Here is a 16,067-nt window from a genome sequence, read left to right on the forward strand (position 1 = left end):
CATTCAAGTCAGGCGAACACGGATCGGAGACACCGGCATGCTGATCGACTTTTTCTACACGCTGCGCGCCGCGAAGCTGCCCGTTTCCGTGAAGGAATATCTGACGCTGCTCGAAGCGCTGAAGGAAAGCGTGATCGCGCCGTCGCTCGACGAGTTCTACTACCTCGCGCGCATGACGCTCGTGAAGGACGAGCAGTATTTCGACAAGTTCGATCAGGCGTTCGGCGCGTATTTCAACGGCGTCGCGCAGAAGGCCGATCTCGCGCTCGATGTGCCGCTCGACTGGCTGAAAAAGAAGTTGCAACGCGATCTCAGCGCGGAAGAGAAAGCCCAGATCGAAAAGATGGGCGGCCTCGACAAGCTGATGGAGCGCCTGAAAGAACTGCTCGACGAGCAGAAAGGCCGCCACGAAGGCGGCAACAAATGGATCGGCACGGGCGGCACGTCGCCGTTCGGCAACGGCGGCTACAACCCGGAAGGCATACGTATCGGCGGGGAATCGTCGGGAAACCGCACGGCCACCAAGGTGTGGGATCAGCGCGCATACCGCGATTACGACGATCAGGTCGAAATCGGCACGCGCAATATCAAGGTCGCACTGCGGCGTCTGCGACGCTTTGCGCGCGAAGGCGCCGCCGAAGAACTCGACCTGCCCGACACGATCCGCAGCACGGCCGCGAACGCCGGCTGGCTCGACCTGAAGATGGTGCCCGAGCGGCACAACAACGTGAAGGTGCTGATGCTGCTCGATGTGGGTGGATCGATGGACGATCACATCCGGCGCACGGAAGAGCTTTTCTCCGCCGCCAAAGCCGAGTTCAAACACCTCGAGTTCTACTACTTCCACAACTGCGTCTACGACTTCCTGTGGAAGAACAACCGGCGCCGCCATGTCGAGCGGCTGGCGACGTGGGACATGCTTCACAAGTTCACGCCTGACTACAAACTGATCTTCGTCGGCGACGCGACGATGAGCCCGTACGAAGTGCTGCAACCGGGTGGCTCGGTCGAATATAACAACGCCGAAGCGGGCGCCGTGTGGCTGCGGCGAATCGCCGACCATTTCCCGCATCACGTGTGGCTGAACCCGGAGCCGGAAGGCTTGTGGGAATATCGGCAGTCGGTGTCGGTTATACGTGAAGTGCTTGGCCACCGGATGTATCCGCTCACGCTCGCCGGCCTCGAAACGGCGATGCGCATGCTAAGCAAGTAAAATTTCAGGTTTTCCCGCCTGCCTGACGAGCCGTGGCGCATCAGCCGCCGTGGCCGCAGCGGCATTGCGCGCGCCGCCAGGCGAGCGCCCTATTACACCTACACGCTTCACAGAGACTCGCAGGATGACCTCTTCTTCCCCCAACCTCTCCCGGGCCGCGCGCACGCCGTTGCGGCCGTTCGCCGATACGTCACTGTCCGCCGTGGTCGCCGGTTTCGTCGCGATGATGACGGGTTACACCAGTTCGCTCGTATTGATGTTCCAGGCGGGCCGCGCCGCGCATCTGAGCGACGCGCAGATTTCGTCGTGGATCTGGGCGCTGTCGATGGGCATGGCGCTGTGCACGATCGGCCTGTCGCTGCGCTTTCGCGCGCCCATCGTGATCGCGTGGTCGACGCCGGGCGCGGCGCTGCTGGTTGCGTCGCTGCCTCACGTCGCGTATCCCGAAGCGATCGGCGCGTTCGTCGTGTGCGGGCTGCTGCTGACGCTGGTCGGCCTCACCGGCTGGTTCGACACGCTGATGAAGCGCATTCCGTCGGGCATCGCCGCCGCGCTGCTGGCGGGCATCCTGTTCGAGATCGGCATCGAGATTTTCCGCGCTGCGCAATTCCAGACAGCCCTTGTGCTGGCGATGTTCTTCACCTATCTGATCATCAAACGTGTTGCATCGCGCTATGCGATCGTCACGACGCTCGTCGTCGGCACGGTCGTCGCGGGTGCGCTTGGGCTGCTCGATTTCAGCCGCTTTCACGTCGCGTTTGCCGTGCCCGTGCTGACGGTGCCGGCGTTCTCGCTGTCGGCGGTGATCAGCATCGGAATTCCGCTGTTCGTGGTGGCGATGGCGTCGCAGAACGTGCCGGGCATCGCCGTGCTGCGCGCAGACGGCTACGACACGCCGTCCGCCCCGCTGATTTCGACGACGGGCGTGGCTTCGCTGTTGCTCGCGCCGTTCGGCTCGCATGGCGTGAATCTCGCGGCGATCACCGCCGCGATCTGCACGGGGCGCGAAGCACACGAAGACAAGACGAAACGCTATATGGCGGCAGTCTGGTGCGGCGTGTTCTATCTGATCGCCGGCATTTTCGGCGCCACGATCGCCGCGCTGTTCGGCTCGCTGCCGAAGGCGCTGGTGGTGTCGGTGGCCGCGCTCGCGCTGTTCGGCTCGATCATGAGCGGGCTCACCAACGCGATGCAGGACGCACGCCAGCGCGAAGCCGCGCTCGTCACGTTCATGGTGACGGCGTCGGGCCTGACGCTGCTGTCGATCGGCCCGGCGTTCTGGGGACTCGTCGCGGGACTGGTCACGCACGTCGTGCTGAACGCGCGGCGCGGCTGAATGAACCTGAAAGCCACGCGCCGAAAGCCAGCGGCGCAAACCGCCTGGCGACATGGCGCGAACCGACGGCCGGGCGACGGATTGCACGCCCCCTGTCAAACCAGCATCACTCGATCCGCCATAGAATAGAAGTATCGGGCAGCGATCCACGGTAACATTTCCGGCTGCAACGTGGACACTGCGGATGACGCCGCATTGTGCCGCCTGCGTGGCGTCATCATTTCCTGGACCATGGCGCGCGTGCGCCTCGAAGCGAAGGCTCGACATGACTACTGCACTCGATCAACTCAAGCAATACACCACGGTCGTCGCGGATACCGGCGACTTCCAGCAACTCGCGCAGTACAAGCCGCAGGACGCGACGACCAACCCGTCGCTCGTCCTGAAGGCCGTGCAGAAGGACGAATACAAGCCGCTGCTCGAAAAGACCGTGCGCGATCACGCATCGAAGCCGGTCGGCGCGATCATCGACAACCTGCTGATCGCTTTCGGCACCGAAATCCTGAAGATCGTGCCGGGCCGCGTATCGACGGAAGTCGACGCGCGTCTGTCGTTCGACACGAAGGCGTCGATCGAAAAGGGCCGTGAACTCATCAAGATGTACGAGTCGCAAGGCATCGGCCGCGAGCGCGTGCTGATCAAGCTCGCGTCGACGTGGGAAGGCATCCGCGCCGCCGAAGTGCTGCAGAAGGACGGCATCCGCTGCAACATGACGCTGCTGTTCTCGCTGGCGCAAGCGGTGGCCTGCGCGGAAGCGGGCGCGCAACTGATTTCGCCGTTCGTCGGCCGCATCTACGACTGGTACAAGAAGAACGCCGGCAGCAACTGGGACGAAGCGCGCGACGGCGGCGCGAACGATCCGGGCGTGCAGTCGGTGCGCCGCATCTACGCGTACTACAAGAAGTTCGGCTACAAGACGGAAGTGATGGGCGCGAGCTTCCGCACGACCAGCCAGATTCTCGAACTGGCCGGCTGCGATCTGCTGACGATCAGCCCCGACCTGCTGCAAAAGCTGCAGGACAGCACCGACACGGTCGAGCGCAAGCTGTCGCCGGAAGCCAGCAAGGACGCCGATATCGCGCGTGTGCCGACGGACGAAGCGTCGTTCCGCTTCCTCCTCAACGACGAAGCGATGGCAACCGAGAAGCTGTCGGAAGGCATCCGCGTGTTCGCAGCGGACGCAGTCAAGCTGGAAAAGGTGATCGAAGCGCTGCGTTAAAGCGGCTCGCTGAAAGAGCAGAAAGCGCGCGTGGCCCGCAAGGGCACGCGCGCTTTTTGTTTAAGGCGTCAGTTTTGCCGCCCTGCCCGAGCGTCGCAGCACCTTTTACTTCGGTCAACACAGTTTCACATTCGATGCTTTTGCCGTGACTACAATCGTTGACACGCGAGCATTTCGCGCGAAATGAGGTATCGAGACGTATCGATCAAACGAAAGGAGACATCGATGCAAGTTCAGCCCTATCTGTTTTTCAATGGCCGTTGTGAGGAAGCGCTGACGTTCTACGGCGAAAAGATCGGCGCGCAGGTGCTGTTCCAGATGCGCTTCAAGGATGCACCGCCGAACCCGCAACAACCCATTCGCCCCGGCACCGAAGACAAGATCATGCATGCGAGCGTGCGCATTGGCGCGACGGAACTGATGGCGTCCGACGGCAACTGCGATACGACGCCCGGCACGCACACGGGCTATGGGCTGTCGATCACCGTCGACGATCCGTCGCAAGGCGAGAAGACTTTCAACGCGATTTCGGAAGGCGGCAATGTCGTGATGCCCTGGCAGGCGACGTTCTGGAGCACGGGTTTCGGCATGGTCGTCGACAAATTCGGCGTGCTGTGGATGGTGACCAATCCGCACGAAGGCGACAAGCACCCGAGCTGATTCGTCACCCGCTTTTCGCCAACTCGCGCGCACCGCCTTCAATGTTCCAGTTCCGCTCGCTCGCCGCGAGCAGTACGCGCATACGCTCCACCTGCTCCGCGAAGCGTTGCGAAAGCCAGACCGGCCCCTGTAAATCAGGGGTCATTTCTTTGCAGGGCGTCGGCGCGCCCTGCTCCGCCTGCTGCGTCGCTGCATCCGGCATCCTGAACTGCGTCGTGCCCGCGAAGCGCAACGCCCGCGCCGCGCCGAGCAGCGTCATGCGCACCGCGTTCGCGTCCTCGCCGCACTGCTGTGCGAAATCGTCGCGCAGTTCGGGATGCGCAAGCGTGCCTGTCGACAGCATTTCGAGCGCGCTCAGCATCGAACGATGCAGACGCTGGATCTCGTCGAGCTTCGCAATGGGCACATCGATCTCTTTCGCCACCGACGGCATCAGCGAGCGCAACTGCACGAGCCGCTTGCCCATGCGAATGAATGTGGCAACCTGTTCGTCGGAACCGATCGGCACGCCCGACGTCATTCGCGTATAGACGCGCGCGCATTCGCGCAGGTTGTCGGCGAGCAGATAGCGCCACGAATACGTTGCATGCAACGGCAGCGCGAACGAAAAAGCCAGTGCGATCACGATACCGATCAGCACATTCAGCGTGCGCCAGAGACCGGTGTCGATCATGTTGTCGCCGTGACCCGCGACGATGCACATCGTGATCGCCGTCAGCAGCGCGACGTAACCCGCGGCGCCGATCGCGAACCACGCGCAGATGGCCGCAATCACCGACATCAGCACGTACGTGAGCGCGAGCGAATCGAACAGGTTCTGTTGCAGGATCAGCGCAAGCCCGAGCGCCGCGCCGAGCAGCGTGCCCGCCGCGCGTTCGGCCGCTTTCTTGCGGATATTGCCGTGATGCTGCAAGCCGCCGATCACCACCACCAGCGTCACCGACGCCCAGATGCCATGCGGAATGTCGATACCCGTGGTCGCGAGAATCGACACGAGCATCGCGAGGCCGACGCGCAGGCTGTGGAAGAACTTCGCGTGGCGATAGCGGTAGTACGGCGACGTGACCGCGCGCACGAGCCGGCCGATACGCGTGCGGCGCGGTGCGAGACGCGCGGCGACGGCGTCGTTCGTGCCGTTGCTCGGCGGATTCGGTTGCGGGTCGTCGAGAGCCATCGGTTATCCCCGGTTGGGTCGGCGCGAGTTGCGAGCGCGCTTGCAGAGACAGCCACCACACGAGCATAAACGATCTCGCTACAGGAACGCAGCGTGCCCGTCCCGTCAGGACCTCAGCGCCGACAGCAGACCACCGCGCCAACAAAAAAGCCCGCAGCTGTCAATGCGGGCTTTCGTGTCAGGCACAAACCGTCGAACGCAATCAGGCTTCGTGCACGTCCAGATAATCTTCCGGACGCGTGCGGTCTTCGGCGTGCTTCATACCGACTGCGCGGACCACGAGGCTCGCGACAACCGACACGATCAGGTTGACGATCAGCGACCACACGGCGGCGTAACCCGGAATCGCCAGGCCGCCGATATGGATCGTGTAGATCGAACCGGCCAGCTTCAGCGAAATCGCCATCCACGTGCCGACGGCAATACCCACCGCCCAGCCGAGCAGCAGACCGCGATAGTCGAGCACGCGCGTGTAGAGACCGAGCACGATGGCAGGCAGCGTCTGGATGATCCAGATACCGCCGAGCAGTTGCAGCTGGATCGCGTACGTCAACGGCAGGCCGAGAATGAACGCGACGGCGCCGACCTTCACGATCAGCGACACCAGCTTGGCGATGTTCGTCTCCTGCTCGTGCGACATGTTGCGGTTCACGAACTCCTTGTGGATGTTGCGCGTGTACAGATTCGCTGCTGCAATCGACATGATCGCGGCGGGCACCAGCGCGCCGATGCCGATCGCCGCGAACGCGACGCCGACGAACCACGACGGGAAGAAGTGCAGGAACAGCGCGGGCACCGCGAAGTTCGGACCGAACGCCTTGAAGTACGGCGCGAATTCCGGCATGTCCTTCACGCCAGCCGCCAGCGCCATGAAGCCGAGCAGCGCGAGCAGACCGAGCACCAGCGAGTACGCGGGCAGCATCGCCATGTTGCGACGGATCGTGTTGCCCGACGACGACGACAGAACCGCCGTGATCGAGTGCGGATACAGGAACAGCGCGAGCGCCGATCCCATCGCCAGCGTCGCGTACGCGCTATAGCCGTTCAGACTCGATACGTCGGGTGCCTTGAGCAGCAGCTTGGCAGGCGGCACCGCGCTGAAGATATGGCCGAAGCCGCCCAGTTGCGGCGGAATCACGATGATCGCGGCGGCGATCGTGATGTAGATCAGCACATCCTTGACGACCGCGATCATCGCCGGCGCGCGCAGACCCGACGTGTACGTGTAGGCGGCGAGAATCGCGAACGCGATGATCAGCGGCAGATCGCCGACGAAACCCTTCGTGTCGAACCCGAGCGCACCGATCACCACTTCGATACCGACCAGTTGCAGCGCGATGTACGGCATCGTCGCGACGATGCCCGTCACGGCGACGGCAAGCGCGAGCATGCGGCTGCCGTAGCGCGCGCTGACGAAGTCGGCGGACGTGACGTAGCCTTGACGCTTCGAGATGCTCCACAGCTTCGGGAACACGACGAACGCGAACGGATAGATCAGGATCGTATAGGGCAGCGCGAAGAAACCCGTTGCGCCTGCACCGAATACGAGCGCGGGGACGGCGATGAACGTGTACGCGGTGTAGAGGTCGCCACCCAGCAGGAACCACGTGACGATCGTGCCAAAGCGGCGGCCGCCGAGGCCCCACTCTTCGAGATGGGCGAGATCGCCTTTACGCCAGTGCGCAGCAATGAAGCCGAGAATCGTGACGCCGATGAAGAACAGAACAAAAACGAAGGTTGCAGTTGCATTCATCGTGCGCCCCCTTTCGAGCGGGTCTTGGTCTTGAAGTACACGAGCGCCGTGATCACCGCGCTGATCAGCACCCACAGGAGCTGATACCAGTAGAAGAACGGGAAGTCGAACAGCACGGGTTCGATCTTGTTGTAGGACGGCACCCAGATCATCGCGATCCAGGGTAACAGCAACAGCCACAGCCAGTGCTTGCTGGCCTTGTTGGCGTCGGCGTCGTGAGCCATGACGTCTCCTCTTACCTTTTATTGAATTGTGTCCCCGCGTCTGGCGGGCAGATGGACCCGGCTGCGGATAGCAGGCTGGGCGCCCCGAAAGCATCGAAAGAGTATCGGAGCGGCGAACGACCGGTCAAGCAGGGCTGACCCTAGACGCAACAGTGTTGTCAATAGGCGAAACGTCGCAGAGTGTGAGATCGGGCACGAAAGCAGAGAGGTCCGCTGCTTCGTTGAGATGCGCGGCGCGATGCCGGCTGAATGGAGGGTTGACTGCCGTTCCGCAAGGCCGCCATGCCGGCTGGGGCATGGCGGTTGCGCGGACGCGCGGGCGTTGCACCAGCGCGGGGCTTATTGCTTGTGGATCAGTCTTATGATCCGATGCGCGTCAGATCGCGAACGTGTCCTTCTGGCCGGTCGTTTCCTGCAAGCCTTTGACCCATTTGCGCGCGGGCAGCGCGAGCTTGGCTTCGATCAGCTTCGCGCGTTCCAGCAACTGCGCGAACGGCACGTCGATTGCCGGACCCGAGAACGCAATCGCGATGCGGTTGCCGTCATGCACTTCGGGCAGCGCGACCACGCGGCCATCGAACGCTTCGTTCAGGCGCTTCATGTTGCGCACGAAGCTCGGATGATCGCCGAACAGATTGACCGTGACGATGCCCGCTTGCGTCAGGCACGCGCGCGCGGCGCGGTAGAACGCGACGCTGTCGAGCACCGGACCGCGCGCCGTCGCGTCGTACAGATCGATCTGCAATGCGCCGATCGTGCCGTGGTTCGCGGCGTCGTTGACGAATTCCCAGGCGTCGGTTTCGCGAATGGTGAGGCGCGCGTCGTCGGCGGGCAGGCTGAACATGGTGCGCGCCGCGATCACGACAGCCGGATTCAGTTCGACCGCTTCGACGTGCGCGCGCTTCAGGAAGCGATGCGCGAACTTGGTGAGCGAGCCGGTGCCGAGGCCGAGCTGCACGAGGCGATCCGGTGTTTCGAGGAACAGCAGCCACGCCATCATCTGCTGCGCGTATTCGAGTTCGATGTGATCGGGCTTCGACAGACGCATCGCGCCTTGCACCCACTCCGTGCCGAAATGCAGATAGCGCACGCCGCCTTCTTCCGAGAACGTCACGGGCGCGAAGCGCGGCTTGCGCGGCGCTTCGATCAGCGATGCTTTCGCGACGTCGCTGAAGTCGTCTTCGTCACGCGACGCACGCGTCTTTGCGCGCGAGATGGAGTGCTTCGGTGCAGCGGACTGCCTGTTGCGGAAAGCACGCGCCTCGGCCGAAGCGCGCTTGATCAGTTTCGTCATGTGAGGATGTCGTTCCAGAGAAGCAATTTTTGGTCGAACGAGAGCATAGCATTGGCGGGACTGGAGGACGGCAGCACCAGCGTTTCGTAGCCCGCTTCGGCAATCACGGGGGCAAAGCGCCCTGCCGTCTTGCCGTTGAAGCACACCTTTTTCAGCTTCGGTGCGTACTCGCGGAACGACGCGAAGTCGTTTGGGGTTGCATTGCGGATCGCTACGTCGAGACTGCCCTCGCGCGTGCACGCGGCCAGCACGTCCCACACGCCGATGCCATGTTTCAGCACGCGTTCGAGCCGCGTCGGGTAATCGAGCTCCGGCAACGGCTCGCCGATCACCGCGCCAAGCAGACGCCAGAACTGGTTGCGCGGATGCGCGTAGTACTGCGTCGCCTGCAACGATGCTTCGCCGGGAAAGCTCCCGAGTATCAGCGTGTGCGTGCTCTCGGCGACGACGGGTGGAAAGCCGCGCAACATCAACGTGCCTCGCTGTGTTTGCCGGCGCGTTTCGCGTTGCTATCGGCACGCGATGCCGTGTGATCGAGCGCCTGACCATGATCGCGCGGTACGGCATGCGCGACCGCGTGCGTGTGATCGCGCATCGCGAGATGCGTCCACAGCGCGGGCAACATGACTTCCGTGACCATCAGCGGCGCGCCGTATCGCTCGAAGACTGAGCGTCGTGCAGCCAGAGTGTGCTCGCCTGCTTCTTTCGACGCCATTCGATAGAGCGGATGCCGCGCCGTCACGCGCCGGCTCACGAGAGACGAACGCGACACGCTGCTGTCGCTGTACAGCAGTTCGGCAAGCGGCCGCGTGCGCAGACGCCGCATTGCCTGCCACACGCCTGTGCTCGCCGCGAGCGGCACGATGCTGTGTGCGGCGACGAACGGCACGTTGTCGACCGACAGCACCACTTCACGCACCCACACGGGCGTGCGCGGCGCGATGGCGAGCGCCGCGTATTCGTCGTCGAAGGGCAAATCGACGGACTCGCGCGTAACCCGCACCGCGACCGCGCCGAGCGTGCGCAAATGCGCAGTCAGCGAACCGCCGCGCGTGAGCCAGTCTTTTTGGTCAGGCGAGAAAGCCGGAAGGGACGCGACGCGCCAGTGCGCGTCGGCAGCATCGAAACGGATAGGCATGAGGCGCATTATAGGGCGCGCCGAAAACGCGGGCCTTCAGGCGGACATGTCGTATCGATTTGCGGATTGATCGGCTGCGCGTTTCAGTGCTTTCCACGTTCAATGTGCAGCCAGAACGAAGAAGATGACCTGCGAGTGTCGCGATTCATCGCGCTCGACCATCATCCATTCACACGGGAGTTGAAATTGACAGTGCACGACAAATCGACATCGGACCGCATCGCGCATCTCGCCGCGATCGTGCTCAGACGAGCCAACGCATCGGCGGTGGAAAAGGAACTCGCCGGCTCCGCGCTCGCGCAACATCACACGAGCAAACATACGAGCGCCCAGATCGGCAAGGTCGCAGCTCACGTGCTGGGTGATCGACACGCGTGCGACGAGGCGAAGGAGCTGGCGGGTTCAGTGCTGGCTCAGGTGCGGCAGCACGAGCGTGCTTCGATGGAGCGTTGAGCTTTCACCCTTTCCACTCAGTAGTCGAAAAAAAATGCGCTGCCAAAGCAGCGCATTTTTCGCGATCACAATCCGGCTATATAGCCGCGCACATCACCGCGCCAGCAACAACGCATTCGTGCGCTTCACGAAACTCGCCGGATCTTCCAGCGAACCGCCTTCCGCCAGCAACGCCTGATCGAACAACAGATGACACCAGTCATCGAAATTCGCGTTATCCGTGCTGAGGTTCTTCAGCAGTGCGTGTTCCGGATTCACTTCGAGAATCGGATGGAACGTCGGCGCATTCTGCCCCGCAGCCTTCAGCATGCGCTGCAGATAGCCGCTCATGTCACCTTCATCCGCGACGAGACACGACGGCGAATCCGTCAGGCGGAAAGTCAGACGCACATCCTTCGCCTTGTCCTTGAGCGCTTCCTTCATGCGTTCGACGAGCGGCTTGAACTCTTCGCCAACCTTCTCCTGCGCCTGCTTCTCTTCATCGTTCAACTGACCGAGATCGAGGTCGCCGCGCGCAACGCTCTGCAACGGCTTGCCGTCGAATTCATTCAGGAACGACAGCATCCATTCATCGACACGATCCGTCAGTAGCAGCACTTCGACGCCCTTCTTGCGGAACACTTCGAGATGCGGGCTGTTCTTCGCAGCCTGATACGTATCGGCCGTGACGTAATAGATCTTCGACTGCTCCGGCTTCATGCGCGCAACGTAGTCCGCCAGCGCAACCGTCTGCTCCGACGAGTCGTTCTGCGTCGATGCAAAACGCGCGAGCTTCGCAATACGCTCCTTGTTCGAGAAGTCTTCGCCGATGCCTTCCTTCAGCACCTGACCGAATTCCTTCCAGAACGTCGTGTACTTTTCCTTCTCAGCGGCGTCGTCCGAGTTCGCCAGTTCTTCGAGCATCGACAGCGCGCGCTTGGTCACGCCTTCGCGGATCGCCTTCACGTCGCGGCTTTCCTGCAGCAGTTCGCGCGACACATTCAGCGGCAGATCGGCGGAATCGACTACGCCCTTCACGAAACGCAGATACGTGGGCAGCAATTGCTCGGCGTCGTCCATGATGAACACGCGCTTCACGTACAGCTTCAGGCCGCCGCGATGATCGCGATTCCACATGTCGAATGGCGCATGCGCCGGCACGTACAGCAGTTGCGTGTACTCGCTGCGGCCTTCGACGCGGTTGTGCGTCCACGTCAGCGGATCCTGATGGTCGTGCGACAGATGCTGATAGAACTGCTTGTACTGCTCATCCGTGATGTCGCTCTTCGCGCGCGTCCACAGCGCGCTTGCCTGATTGACGGTCTCGTCTTCGTCCTTCGCGACCATCTCGCTCTTTTCGGCGTCCCACTCTTCCTTTTGCATCAGGATGGGCAGCGCGACGTGATCCGAATACTTCTGGATGATCGACTTCAGCTTGTAGGTGGACAGCAGTTCGTCTTCCTCGGCGCGCAGATGCAGCGTGATCGTGGTGCCGCGTTGCGCGCGCTCGATGGTCTCGACCGAGAAATCGCCCTCACCGCCGCTCACCCAGCGCACGCCTTCCGATGCCGGCACACCGGCACGGCGCGTTTCGACCGTGATCTTGTCCGCGACGATGAAGCCCGAGTAAAAGCCGACGCCGAACTGGCCGATCAGCGCCGCGTCCTTCTGCTGGTCGCCCGAGAGCTTGCCGAAGAATTCCTTCGTGCCCGAACGCGCGATCGTGCCGAGGTTCGCGATCGCCTCGTCGCGGCTCATGCCGATGCCGTTATCGTCGATGCTGACGGTGCGCGCTTCCTTGTCGTACGACACGCGGATGCGCAGGTTCGGATCGCTTTCGTACAGCGCGCTGTTTTCGATCGCTTCGAAGCGCAGCTTGTCGGCCGCATCCGATGCGTTCGAGATCAGCTCGCGCAGGAAGATTTCCTTGTTGCTGTACAGCGAATGGATCATCAGATGCAGAAGCTGTTTCACTTCTGCCTGAAAGCTCATGGTTTCTTGTGCCATGGTCAGTTTTCCTCTTCTATTGCAGGTTGATTCGTGGATTCGAAGCCGGGCGCCCTTGTTGCAAGGCGCGCCTTCCGGACGTTGCCGGTGCAAATGGGGACGTTTGCCGGCAGTTCAAGAGGCGTTACGACGCCCGCCGCGCGACACCGTCCAGATAACGGCACAGAAAGGCTGGCAGCGCCGGATCGCCGCAATTCGCGACGTTAAAGCGCATCCATGTGGTCGGCGACTGCTGCGGCGAGAACAGGCTGCCCGGCGTCAGTAAAAACCCTTCCTCGTGACCGGCAGCCGCCAGCGCATCGGCATCGACGCCCGTATCGGCCCACACGAACATGCCCGCGGCGGGCGTCTGGAACATGCGCAGGCCCGTCTTTTCGAGCATCCGCACGGATTTGTCGCGCACGGTGTCGAGGCGCGCGCGCAGCCGTTCGACGTGCCGCCGGTAATGCCCTTCCGTCAGGATCTTGTACAGCACGCGCTCGTTCAGTTCGGGCGTCGTCATGCCGACCAGCATTTTCTGGTCCGTGACGGCCTTCGCGACATCCGGCGACGATGCGATGAATCCGACCCGCAGGTTCGCCGCCAGCGTCTTCGAAAAGCTGCCCAGATAGATCACGCGCTTCAGCTGGTCGAGGCTTGCCAGACGCGTCGCGGGAAAGCCCGGCGGGCAAAGATCGCCGTAGATATCGTCTTCGACGACGATAAAGTCGTACTCTTCCGCGAGCCGCAGGATGCGAAACGCCTGCGCCGCCGTCAGCGACGTGCCCGTCGGGTTCTGCAGCACCGAGTTGATCACGAGCATTTTCGGACGCCACGTCTGCACGAGTGTTTCGAGCGCGTCGAGATCCGGGCCATCCGGCGTGTACGGCATGCCCACCAGCCGCGCGCCCTGGGACGCAAAGCGCCCGAACATCTGGAACCACGCTGGATCGCCGACGATCACCGAGTCGCCCGGTTGCACGTAGAGCCGCGCGATCAGATCGATCGCCTGCGTGATGCCCGACACCAGCACGATCTGCTCCGGCGACGCGCCGATTTCCAGTTCTTCGAGCCGCGTCTGCAATTGCTGGCGCAGCGGCAAAAAGCCTTGCGGCGTGCCGAAACCGAGCATTTGCGCGCCGCTTTGCCGGCCCAGCGTGCGCAGCGCGCCCGTGATCAGCTCGCCGTCGAGCCAGCGCGACGGCAGATAGCCGAGGCCCGGACCGCGTTCGGGCCGCGTCGATGTGTGCAGCATGTTGCGCAGCAGCCAGACCACGTCGATCGTGCTCGGGGCGGGCGCCGCGTCGGCCACGGCTGCCCGGCGCTCGACAGGCAACGGACCGGAAGCGAACCGCTCGCGCACGTAAAAACCCGAGCCGCGCCGCGAATCCAGATAACCCTGCGCGACGAGCCGCTCGTACGCCTCGACCACCGTGAAGCGCGACACGCCTTTATCGAGCGCGAGCTTGCGGATCGACGGCATGCGCATGCCGGGCCGGAACACGCGTTCCTCGATGCGGCGGCGCGCCCACTGGACGAGCTGATCGACGAGCGTCAGCGCCGAAGCGTCGTGCGGGGCGGGAATCAGGTCGAGCGGGACGGACATGGCGAACTCCAGCTGGGTGCTGCAAGGGCAACGTCGGAAAGACGCACTGTCGATAGCGCGGCCGTACAGGCTGCGCGGACAAAAGTCCATCAGACGGGCGGACAACTGTACCGAACAGTATCGCAGCGATTGTACCGTTACTGTGCCGGTGACTGTCGGTACATTTAAATCGACGTTCAGCCATTTTCAACCCCGTTTCTGACCCTTTGCGCGCTCCATCCGATGCCGCGCGAACGCCCGCTGATACCGGCCCTGCCGCACTGCGCATGGTCCGGCCGCAAGTCGAACGGTTATTCTTACGGATTAGCCCGGTCGCCCGGCAGGCTGAATCACATCGCCTGCCGTAGCGCCCGCCAGAACGACCGTCCACTTGCCGCCATGACCGCACACACGCTACGCATCGACCATCTCGTTGTTTCCGCCCGCACCCTCGACGAGGGCACGCAGTACGTGGCCGACACGCTCGGCATCGCGCCCGTGGGCGGCGGGTCGCATCCGTCGATGCGCACGCACAACCGGCTGCTGAACCTGTGGGGCGGCACGTATCTGGAAGTGATCGCGATCGATCCGGCTGCCGCGGAACCCGCGGATGCCCGCGCGCGCCTTTTCGCGCTCGACGATCCCGCCGTGCACGCGCGCCTCGAAAAGGGCCCGTATCTGTCGCACTGGGTCGCGAGCGTCGGGCGACCGAAGAATCTGGCGCTCTGGCAACAGCAGTATCCGGAGCGCATTTCGACCGTCGTGCCGATGACGCGCGGCGATTTGACCTGGAGCCTGACGGTCGCCAACGACGGCGCGTTTCCGTCATGGCAAGGCGCGGGCGACGGCGTCGTGCCCTCGCTGATCCAGTGGGACACGCCGCGCCATCCGCCAGACTTGCTGCCGGAAACGGGCCTCGCGCTGAAAGCACTGAAAGGCTGGCATCCGCAAGCCGACGTCGTTGCGCAGCAGTTGCATTGGCTCGGCGCCGCGTCGCTGATCGTGCTGGAAAGCACGGACGGCGCGCCCGCCCTCGCCGCTGAAATCGAAACCCCGAGCGGGCTGCGCACGCTCAAATAACCCCAATATGGAGAGACAGAAGCAATGAAGCGCGAAACCCAGGGCATGTTGCTCGGCCTGATCGGCGTGATGATTTTCAGCCTGACGCTGCCGATGACCCGCATCGTCGTCGCCGAATTCAGCCCGCTGCTGAACGGCCTTGGGCGCGCGCTCGCTGCCGCTGTTCCCGCCGCCATCCTGCTCGCCGCGCGCCGCGAAAAGCTGCCGACATGGCCGCAACTGAAAAGCCTTGCTGTCGTATCGCTGGGCGTGATCGTCGCGTTTCCGGTGTTTTCCGCGTGGGCGATGAAAAGCGTGCCGGCTTCGCACGGCGCCGTCGTCAATGGCTTGCAGCCGCTGTGCGTCGCCATTTATGCGGCGCTGCTGTCGCACGAGCGTCCGTCGAAAGCCTTCTGGGCCAGCGCCATCGCGGGCAGCGCGATTGTCGTCGCGTTCGCCTTGCAGGCAGGCGGCGGCGCTTTCCAGGCGGGCGATCTGCTGATGCTCGTCGCCGTCGGCATCGGCGCGCTCGGCTATGCGGAAGGCGCGCGCCTTGCGCGGCAGATCGGCGGCTGGCAGGTGATCTGCTGGGCACTCGTCGTATCCGCGCCGTTCCTCGCGATTCCCGTCGCGTGGCTCGGCTGGCAGCAGCACATCACGCATCCCGACCCCGTCGCGCTGAAAACGTGGCTCGCGTTCGGCTACGTCACCGTGTTCTCGCAGTTCATCGGCTTTTTCGCGTGGTACGCGGGGCTCGCGATGGGCGGCACGGCGCGCGTCGGCCAGGTCCAGCTGCTGCAGATTTTCTTCACGATGGCGTTCTCGGCGCTCTTTTTCGGCGAGAACGTCTCGCCTGTCACGTGGCTTTTCGCGGCCGCCGTGATCGCCACCGTGATGCTGGGCCGCAAGGCCACCGTACACACGGCCGTACGGCCGGTTCGCGCCGCCTGACCAGTTCGCGCGATAATCTCTCTTTTGACCGACCACCTGTTCC

Annotated in this window: 15 protein-coding genes; 7 read left to right on the top strand and 8 right to left on the bottom strand. The window is 63.2% G+C overall.

Features of this window, described 5'->3' with window-relative positions:
* The first annotated feature begins 37 nt into the window (after positions 1 to 37).
* The 4 genes from G3O01_RS31515 (at position 38) to G3O01_RS31530 (ending at position 4,428) form a co-directional block, all read left to right on the top strand.
* A complete protein-coding gene (locus G3O01_RS31515; protein ID WP_205810899.1) occupies positions 38 to 1,213 on the top strand; it encodes a VWA domain-containing protein in 1,176 nt (391 codons plus the stop codon).
* A gap of 124 nt (positions 1,214 to 1,337) precedes the next feature.
* The gene (locus G3O01_RS31520) at positions 1,338 to 2,549 is read left to right on the top strand and encodes a benzoate/H(+) symporter BenE family transporter (protein ID WP_205810900.1); all 1,212 of its coding nucleotides are present in this window, start codon (positions 1,338 to 1,340) and stop codon (positions 2,547 to 2,549) included.
* A gap of 265 nt (positions 2,550 to 2,814) precedes the next feature.
* On the top strand, positions 2,815 to 3,768 hold the full coding sequence (gene tal / locus G3O01_RS31525; protein WP_205810901.1) for a transaldolase: 954 nt from the start codon (positions 2,815 to 2,817) through the stop codon (positions 3,766 to 3,768).
* A 225-nt stretch (positions 3,769 to 3,993) separates the two neighbouring features.
* On the top strand, positions 3,994 to 4,428 hold the full coding sequence (locus tag G3O01_RS31530) for a VOC family protein (RefSeq protein WP_205810902.1): 435 nt from the start codon (positions 3,994 to 3,996) through the stop codon (positions 4,426 to 4,428).
* A gap of 4 nt (positions 4,429 to 4,432) precedes the next feature.
* Here the strand turns inward: G3O01_RS31530 and G3O01_RS31535 are convergent, their stop codons facing one another.
* From G3O01_RS31535 to G3O01_RS31560, 6 genes are all read right to left on the bottom strand, one after another.
* Positions 4,433 to 5,602, bottom strand: a complete 1,170-nt coding sequence (locus G3O01_RS31535) for an FUSC family protein (RefSeq protein WP_205810903.1) — start codon at positions 5,600 to 5,602, stop codon at positions 4,433 to 4,435.
* Positions 5,603 to 5,804: 202 nt separating this feature from the next.
* Positions 5,805 to 7,355: a sodium:solute symporter gene (locus tag G3O01_RS31540; protein WP_205810904.1), complete on the bottom strand. Its 1,551-nt coding sequence runs from the start codon at positions 7,353 to 7,355 to the stop codon at positions 5,805 to 5,807.
* The gene (locus G3O01_RS31545; RefSeq protein ID WP_205810905.1) at positions 7,352 to 7,579 is read right to left on the bottom strand and encodes a DUF3311 domain-containing protein; all 228 of its coding nucleotides are present in this window, start codon (positions 7,577 to 7,579) and stop codon (positions 7,352 to 7,354) included. The genes G3O01_RS31540 and G3O01_RS31545 overlap by 4 nt, the downstream gene beginning before the upstream one ends.
* A 376-nt stretch (positions 7,580 to 7,955) precedes the next feature.
* Positions 7,956 to 8,873 (bottom strand): spermidine synthase, encoded by a 918-nt coding sequence (locus G3O01_RS31550; protein ID WP_205810906.1) that lies wholly within the window; start codon positions 8,871 to 8,873, stop codon positions 7,956 to 7,958.
* Positions 8,870 to 9,343 carry a DNA-deoxyinosine glycosylase gene (locus G3O01_RS31555; protein ID WP_205810907.1) on the bottom strand — a complete coding sequence of 158 codons (474 nt, stop codon included), beginning with the start codon at positions 9,341 to 9,343 and terminating at the stop codon, positions 8,870 to 8,872. The genes G3O01_RS31550 and G3O01_RS31555 overlap by 4 nt, the downstream gene beginning before the upstream one ends.
* A complete protein-coding gene (locus tag G3O01_RS31560; protein ID WP_205810970.1) occupies positions 9,343 to 10,011 on the bottom strand; it encodes a chorismate lyase in 669 nt (222 codons plus the stop codon). The genes G3O01_RS31555 and G3O01_RS31560 overlap by 1 nt, the downstream gene beginning before the upstream one ends.
* A 186-nt stretch (positions 10,012 to 10,197) precedes the next feature.
* On the opposite strand from G3O01_RS31560, the gene G3O01_RS31565 reads away from it, so the two are divergent.
* Positions 10,198 to 10,464, top strand: coding sequence for a hypothetical protein (locus tag G3O01_RS31565; RefSeq protein ID WP_205810908.1), 267 nt, complete (start codon positions 10,198 to 10,200; stop codon positions 10,462 to 10,464).
* A gap of 93 nt (positions 10,465 to 10,557) precedes the next feature.
* Here G3O01_RS31565 and htpG read toward each other — a convergent pair whose 3' ends face one another.
* A complete protein-coding gene (gene htpG, locus G3O01_RS31570) occupies positions 10,558 to 12,450 on the bottom strand; it encodes a molecular chaperone HtpG (protein WP_205810909.1) in 1,893 nt (630 codons plus the stop codon).
* Positions 12,451 to 12,574: 124 nt separating this feature from the next.
* Complete coding sequence (locus tag G3O01_RS31575; RefSeq protein ID WP_205810910.1) at positions 12,575 to 14,035, bottom strand: PLP-dependent aminotransferase family protein; 1,461 nt, start codon at positions 14,033 to 14,035, stop codon at positions 12,575 to 12,577.
* A gap of 378 nt (positions 14,036 to 14,413) precedes the next feature.
* Between G3O01_RS31575 and G3O01_RS31580 the strand changes: the two genes are divergently transcribed.
* Together G3O01_RS31580 and G3O01_RS31585 are read left to right on the top strand one after the other, a co-directional pair.
* Positions 14,414 to 15,094 carry a VOC family protein gene (locus G3O01_RS31580; protein WP_205810911.1) on the top strand — a complete coding sequence of 227 codons (681 nt, stop codon included), beginning with the start codon at positions 14,414 to 14,416 and terminating at the stop codon, positions 15,092 to 15,094.
* 24 nt (positions 15,095 to 15,118) lie between these two features.
* Positions 15,119 to 16,024, top strand: coding sequence for a DMT family transporter (locus G3O01_RS31585; protein WP_205810912.1), 906 nt, complete (start codon positions 15,119 to 15,121; stop codon positions 16,022 to 16,024).
* The last annotated feature ends 43 nt before the right edge of the window (positions 16,025 to 16,067 follow it).

Origin of the sequence: Burkholderia sp. Ac-20365 (assembly GCF_017104715.1) — a bacterium.
Taxonomy (GTDB): domain Bacteria; phylum Pseudomonadota; class Gammaproteobacteria; order Burkholderiales; family Burkholderiaceae; genus Paraburkholderia.

What these genes read in the sequence shown, in the direction of transcription:
- G3O01_RS31515 (WP_205810899.1), top strand. Translation starts at nt 38, where the DNA reads ATGCTGATCGACTTTTTCTACACGCTGCGCGCCGCGAAGCTGCCCGTT.
- G3O01_RS31520 (WP_205810900.1), top strand. Translation starts at nt 1,338, where the DNA reads ATGACCTCTTCTTCCCCCAACCTCTCCCGGGCCGCGCGCACGCCGTTG.
- tal (WP_205810901.1), top strand. Translation starts at nt 2,815, where the DNA reads ATGACTACTGCACTCGATCAACTCAAGCAATACACCACGGTCGTCGCG.
- G3O01_RS31530 (WP_205810902.1), top strand. Translation starts at nt 3,994, where the DNA reads ATGCAAGTTCAGCCCTATCTGTTTTTCAATGGCCGTTGTGAGGAAGCG.
- G3O01_RS31535 (WP_205810903.1), bottom strand. Translation starts at nt 5,602, where the DNA reads ATGGCTCTCGACGACCCGCAACCGAATCCGCCGAGCAACGGCACGAAC.
- G3O01_RS31540 (WP_205810904.1), bottom strand. Translation starts at nt 7,355, where the DNA reads ATGAATGCAACTGCAACCTTCGTTTTTGTTCTGTTCTTCATCGGCGTC.
- G3O01_RS31545 (WP_205810905.1), bottom strand. Translation starts at nt 7,579, where the DNA reads ATGGCTCACGACGCCGACGCCAACAAGGCCAGCAAGCACTGGCTGTGG.
- G3O01_RS31550 (WP_205810906.1), bottom strand. Translation starts at nt 8,873, where the DNA reads ATGACGAAACTGATCAAGCGCGCTTCGGCCGAGGCGCGTGCTTTCCGC.
- G3O01_RS31555 (WP_205810907.1), bottom strand. Translation starts at nt 9,343, where the DNA reads ATGTTGCGCGGCTTTCCACCCGTCGTCGCCGAGAGCACGCACACGCTG.
- G3O01_RS31560 (WP_205810970.1), bottom strand. Translation starts at nt 10,011, where the DNA reads ATGCCTATCCGTTTCGATGCTGCCGACGCGCACTGGCGCGTCGCGTCC.
- htpG (WP_205810909.1), bottom strand. Translation starts at nt 12,450, where the DNA reads ATGGCACAAGAAACCATGAGCTTTCAGGCAGAAGTGAAACAGCTTCTG.
- G3O01_RS31575 (WP_205810910.1), bottom strand. Translation starts at nt 14,035, where the DNA reads ATGTCCGTCCCGCTCGACCTGATTCCCGCCCCGCACGACGCTTCGGCG.
- G3O01_RS31580 (WP_205810911.1), top strand. Translation starts at nt 14,414, where the DNA reads ATGACCGCACACACGCTACGCATCGACCATCTCGTTGTTTCCGCCCGC.
- G3O01_RS31585 (WP_205810912.1), top strand. Translation starts at nt 15,119, where the DNA reads ATGAAGCGCGAAACCCAGGGCATGTTGCTCGGCCTGATCGGCGTGATG.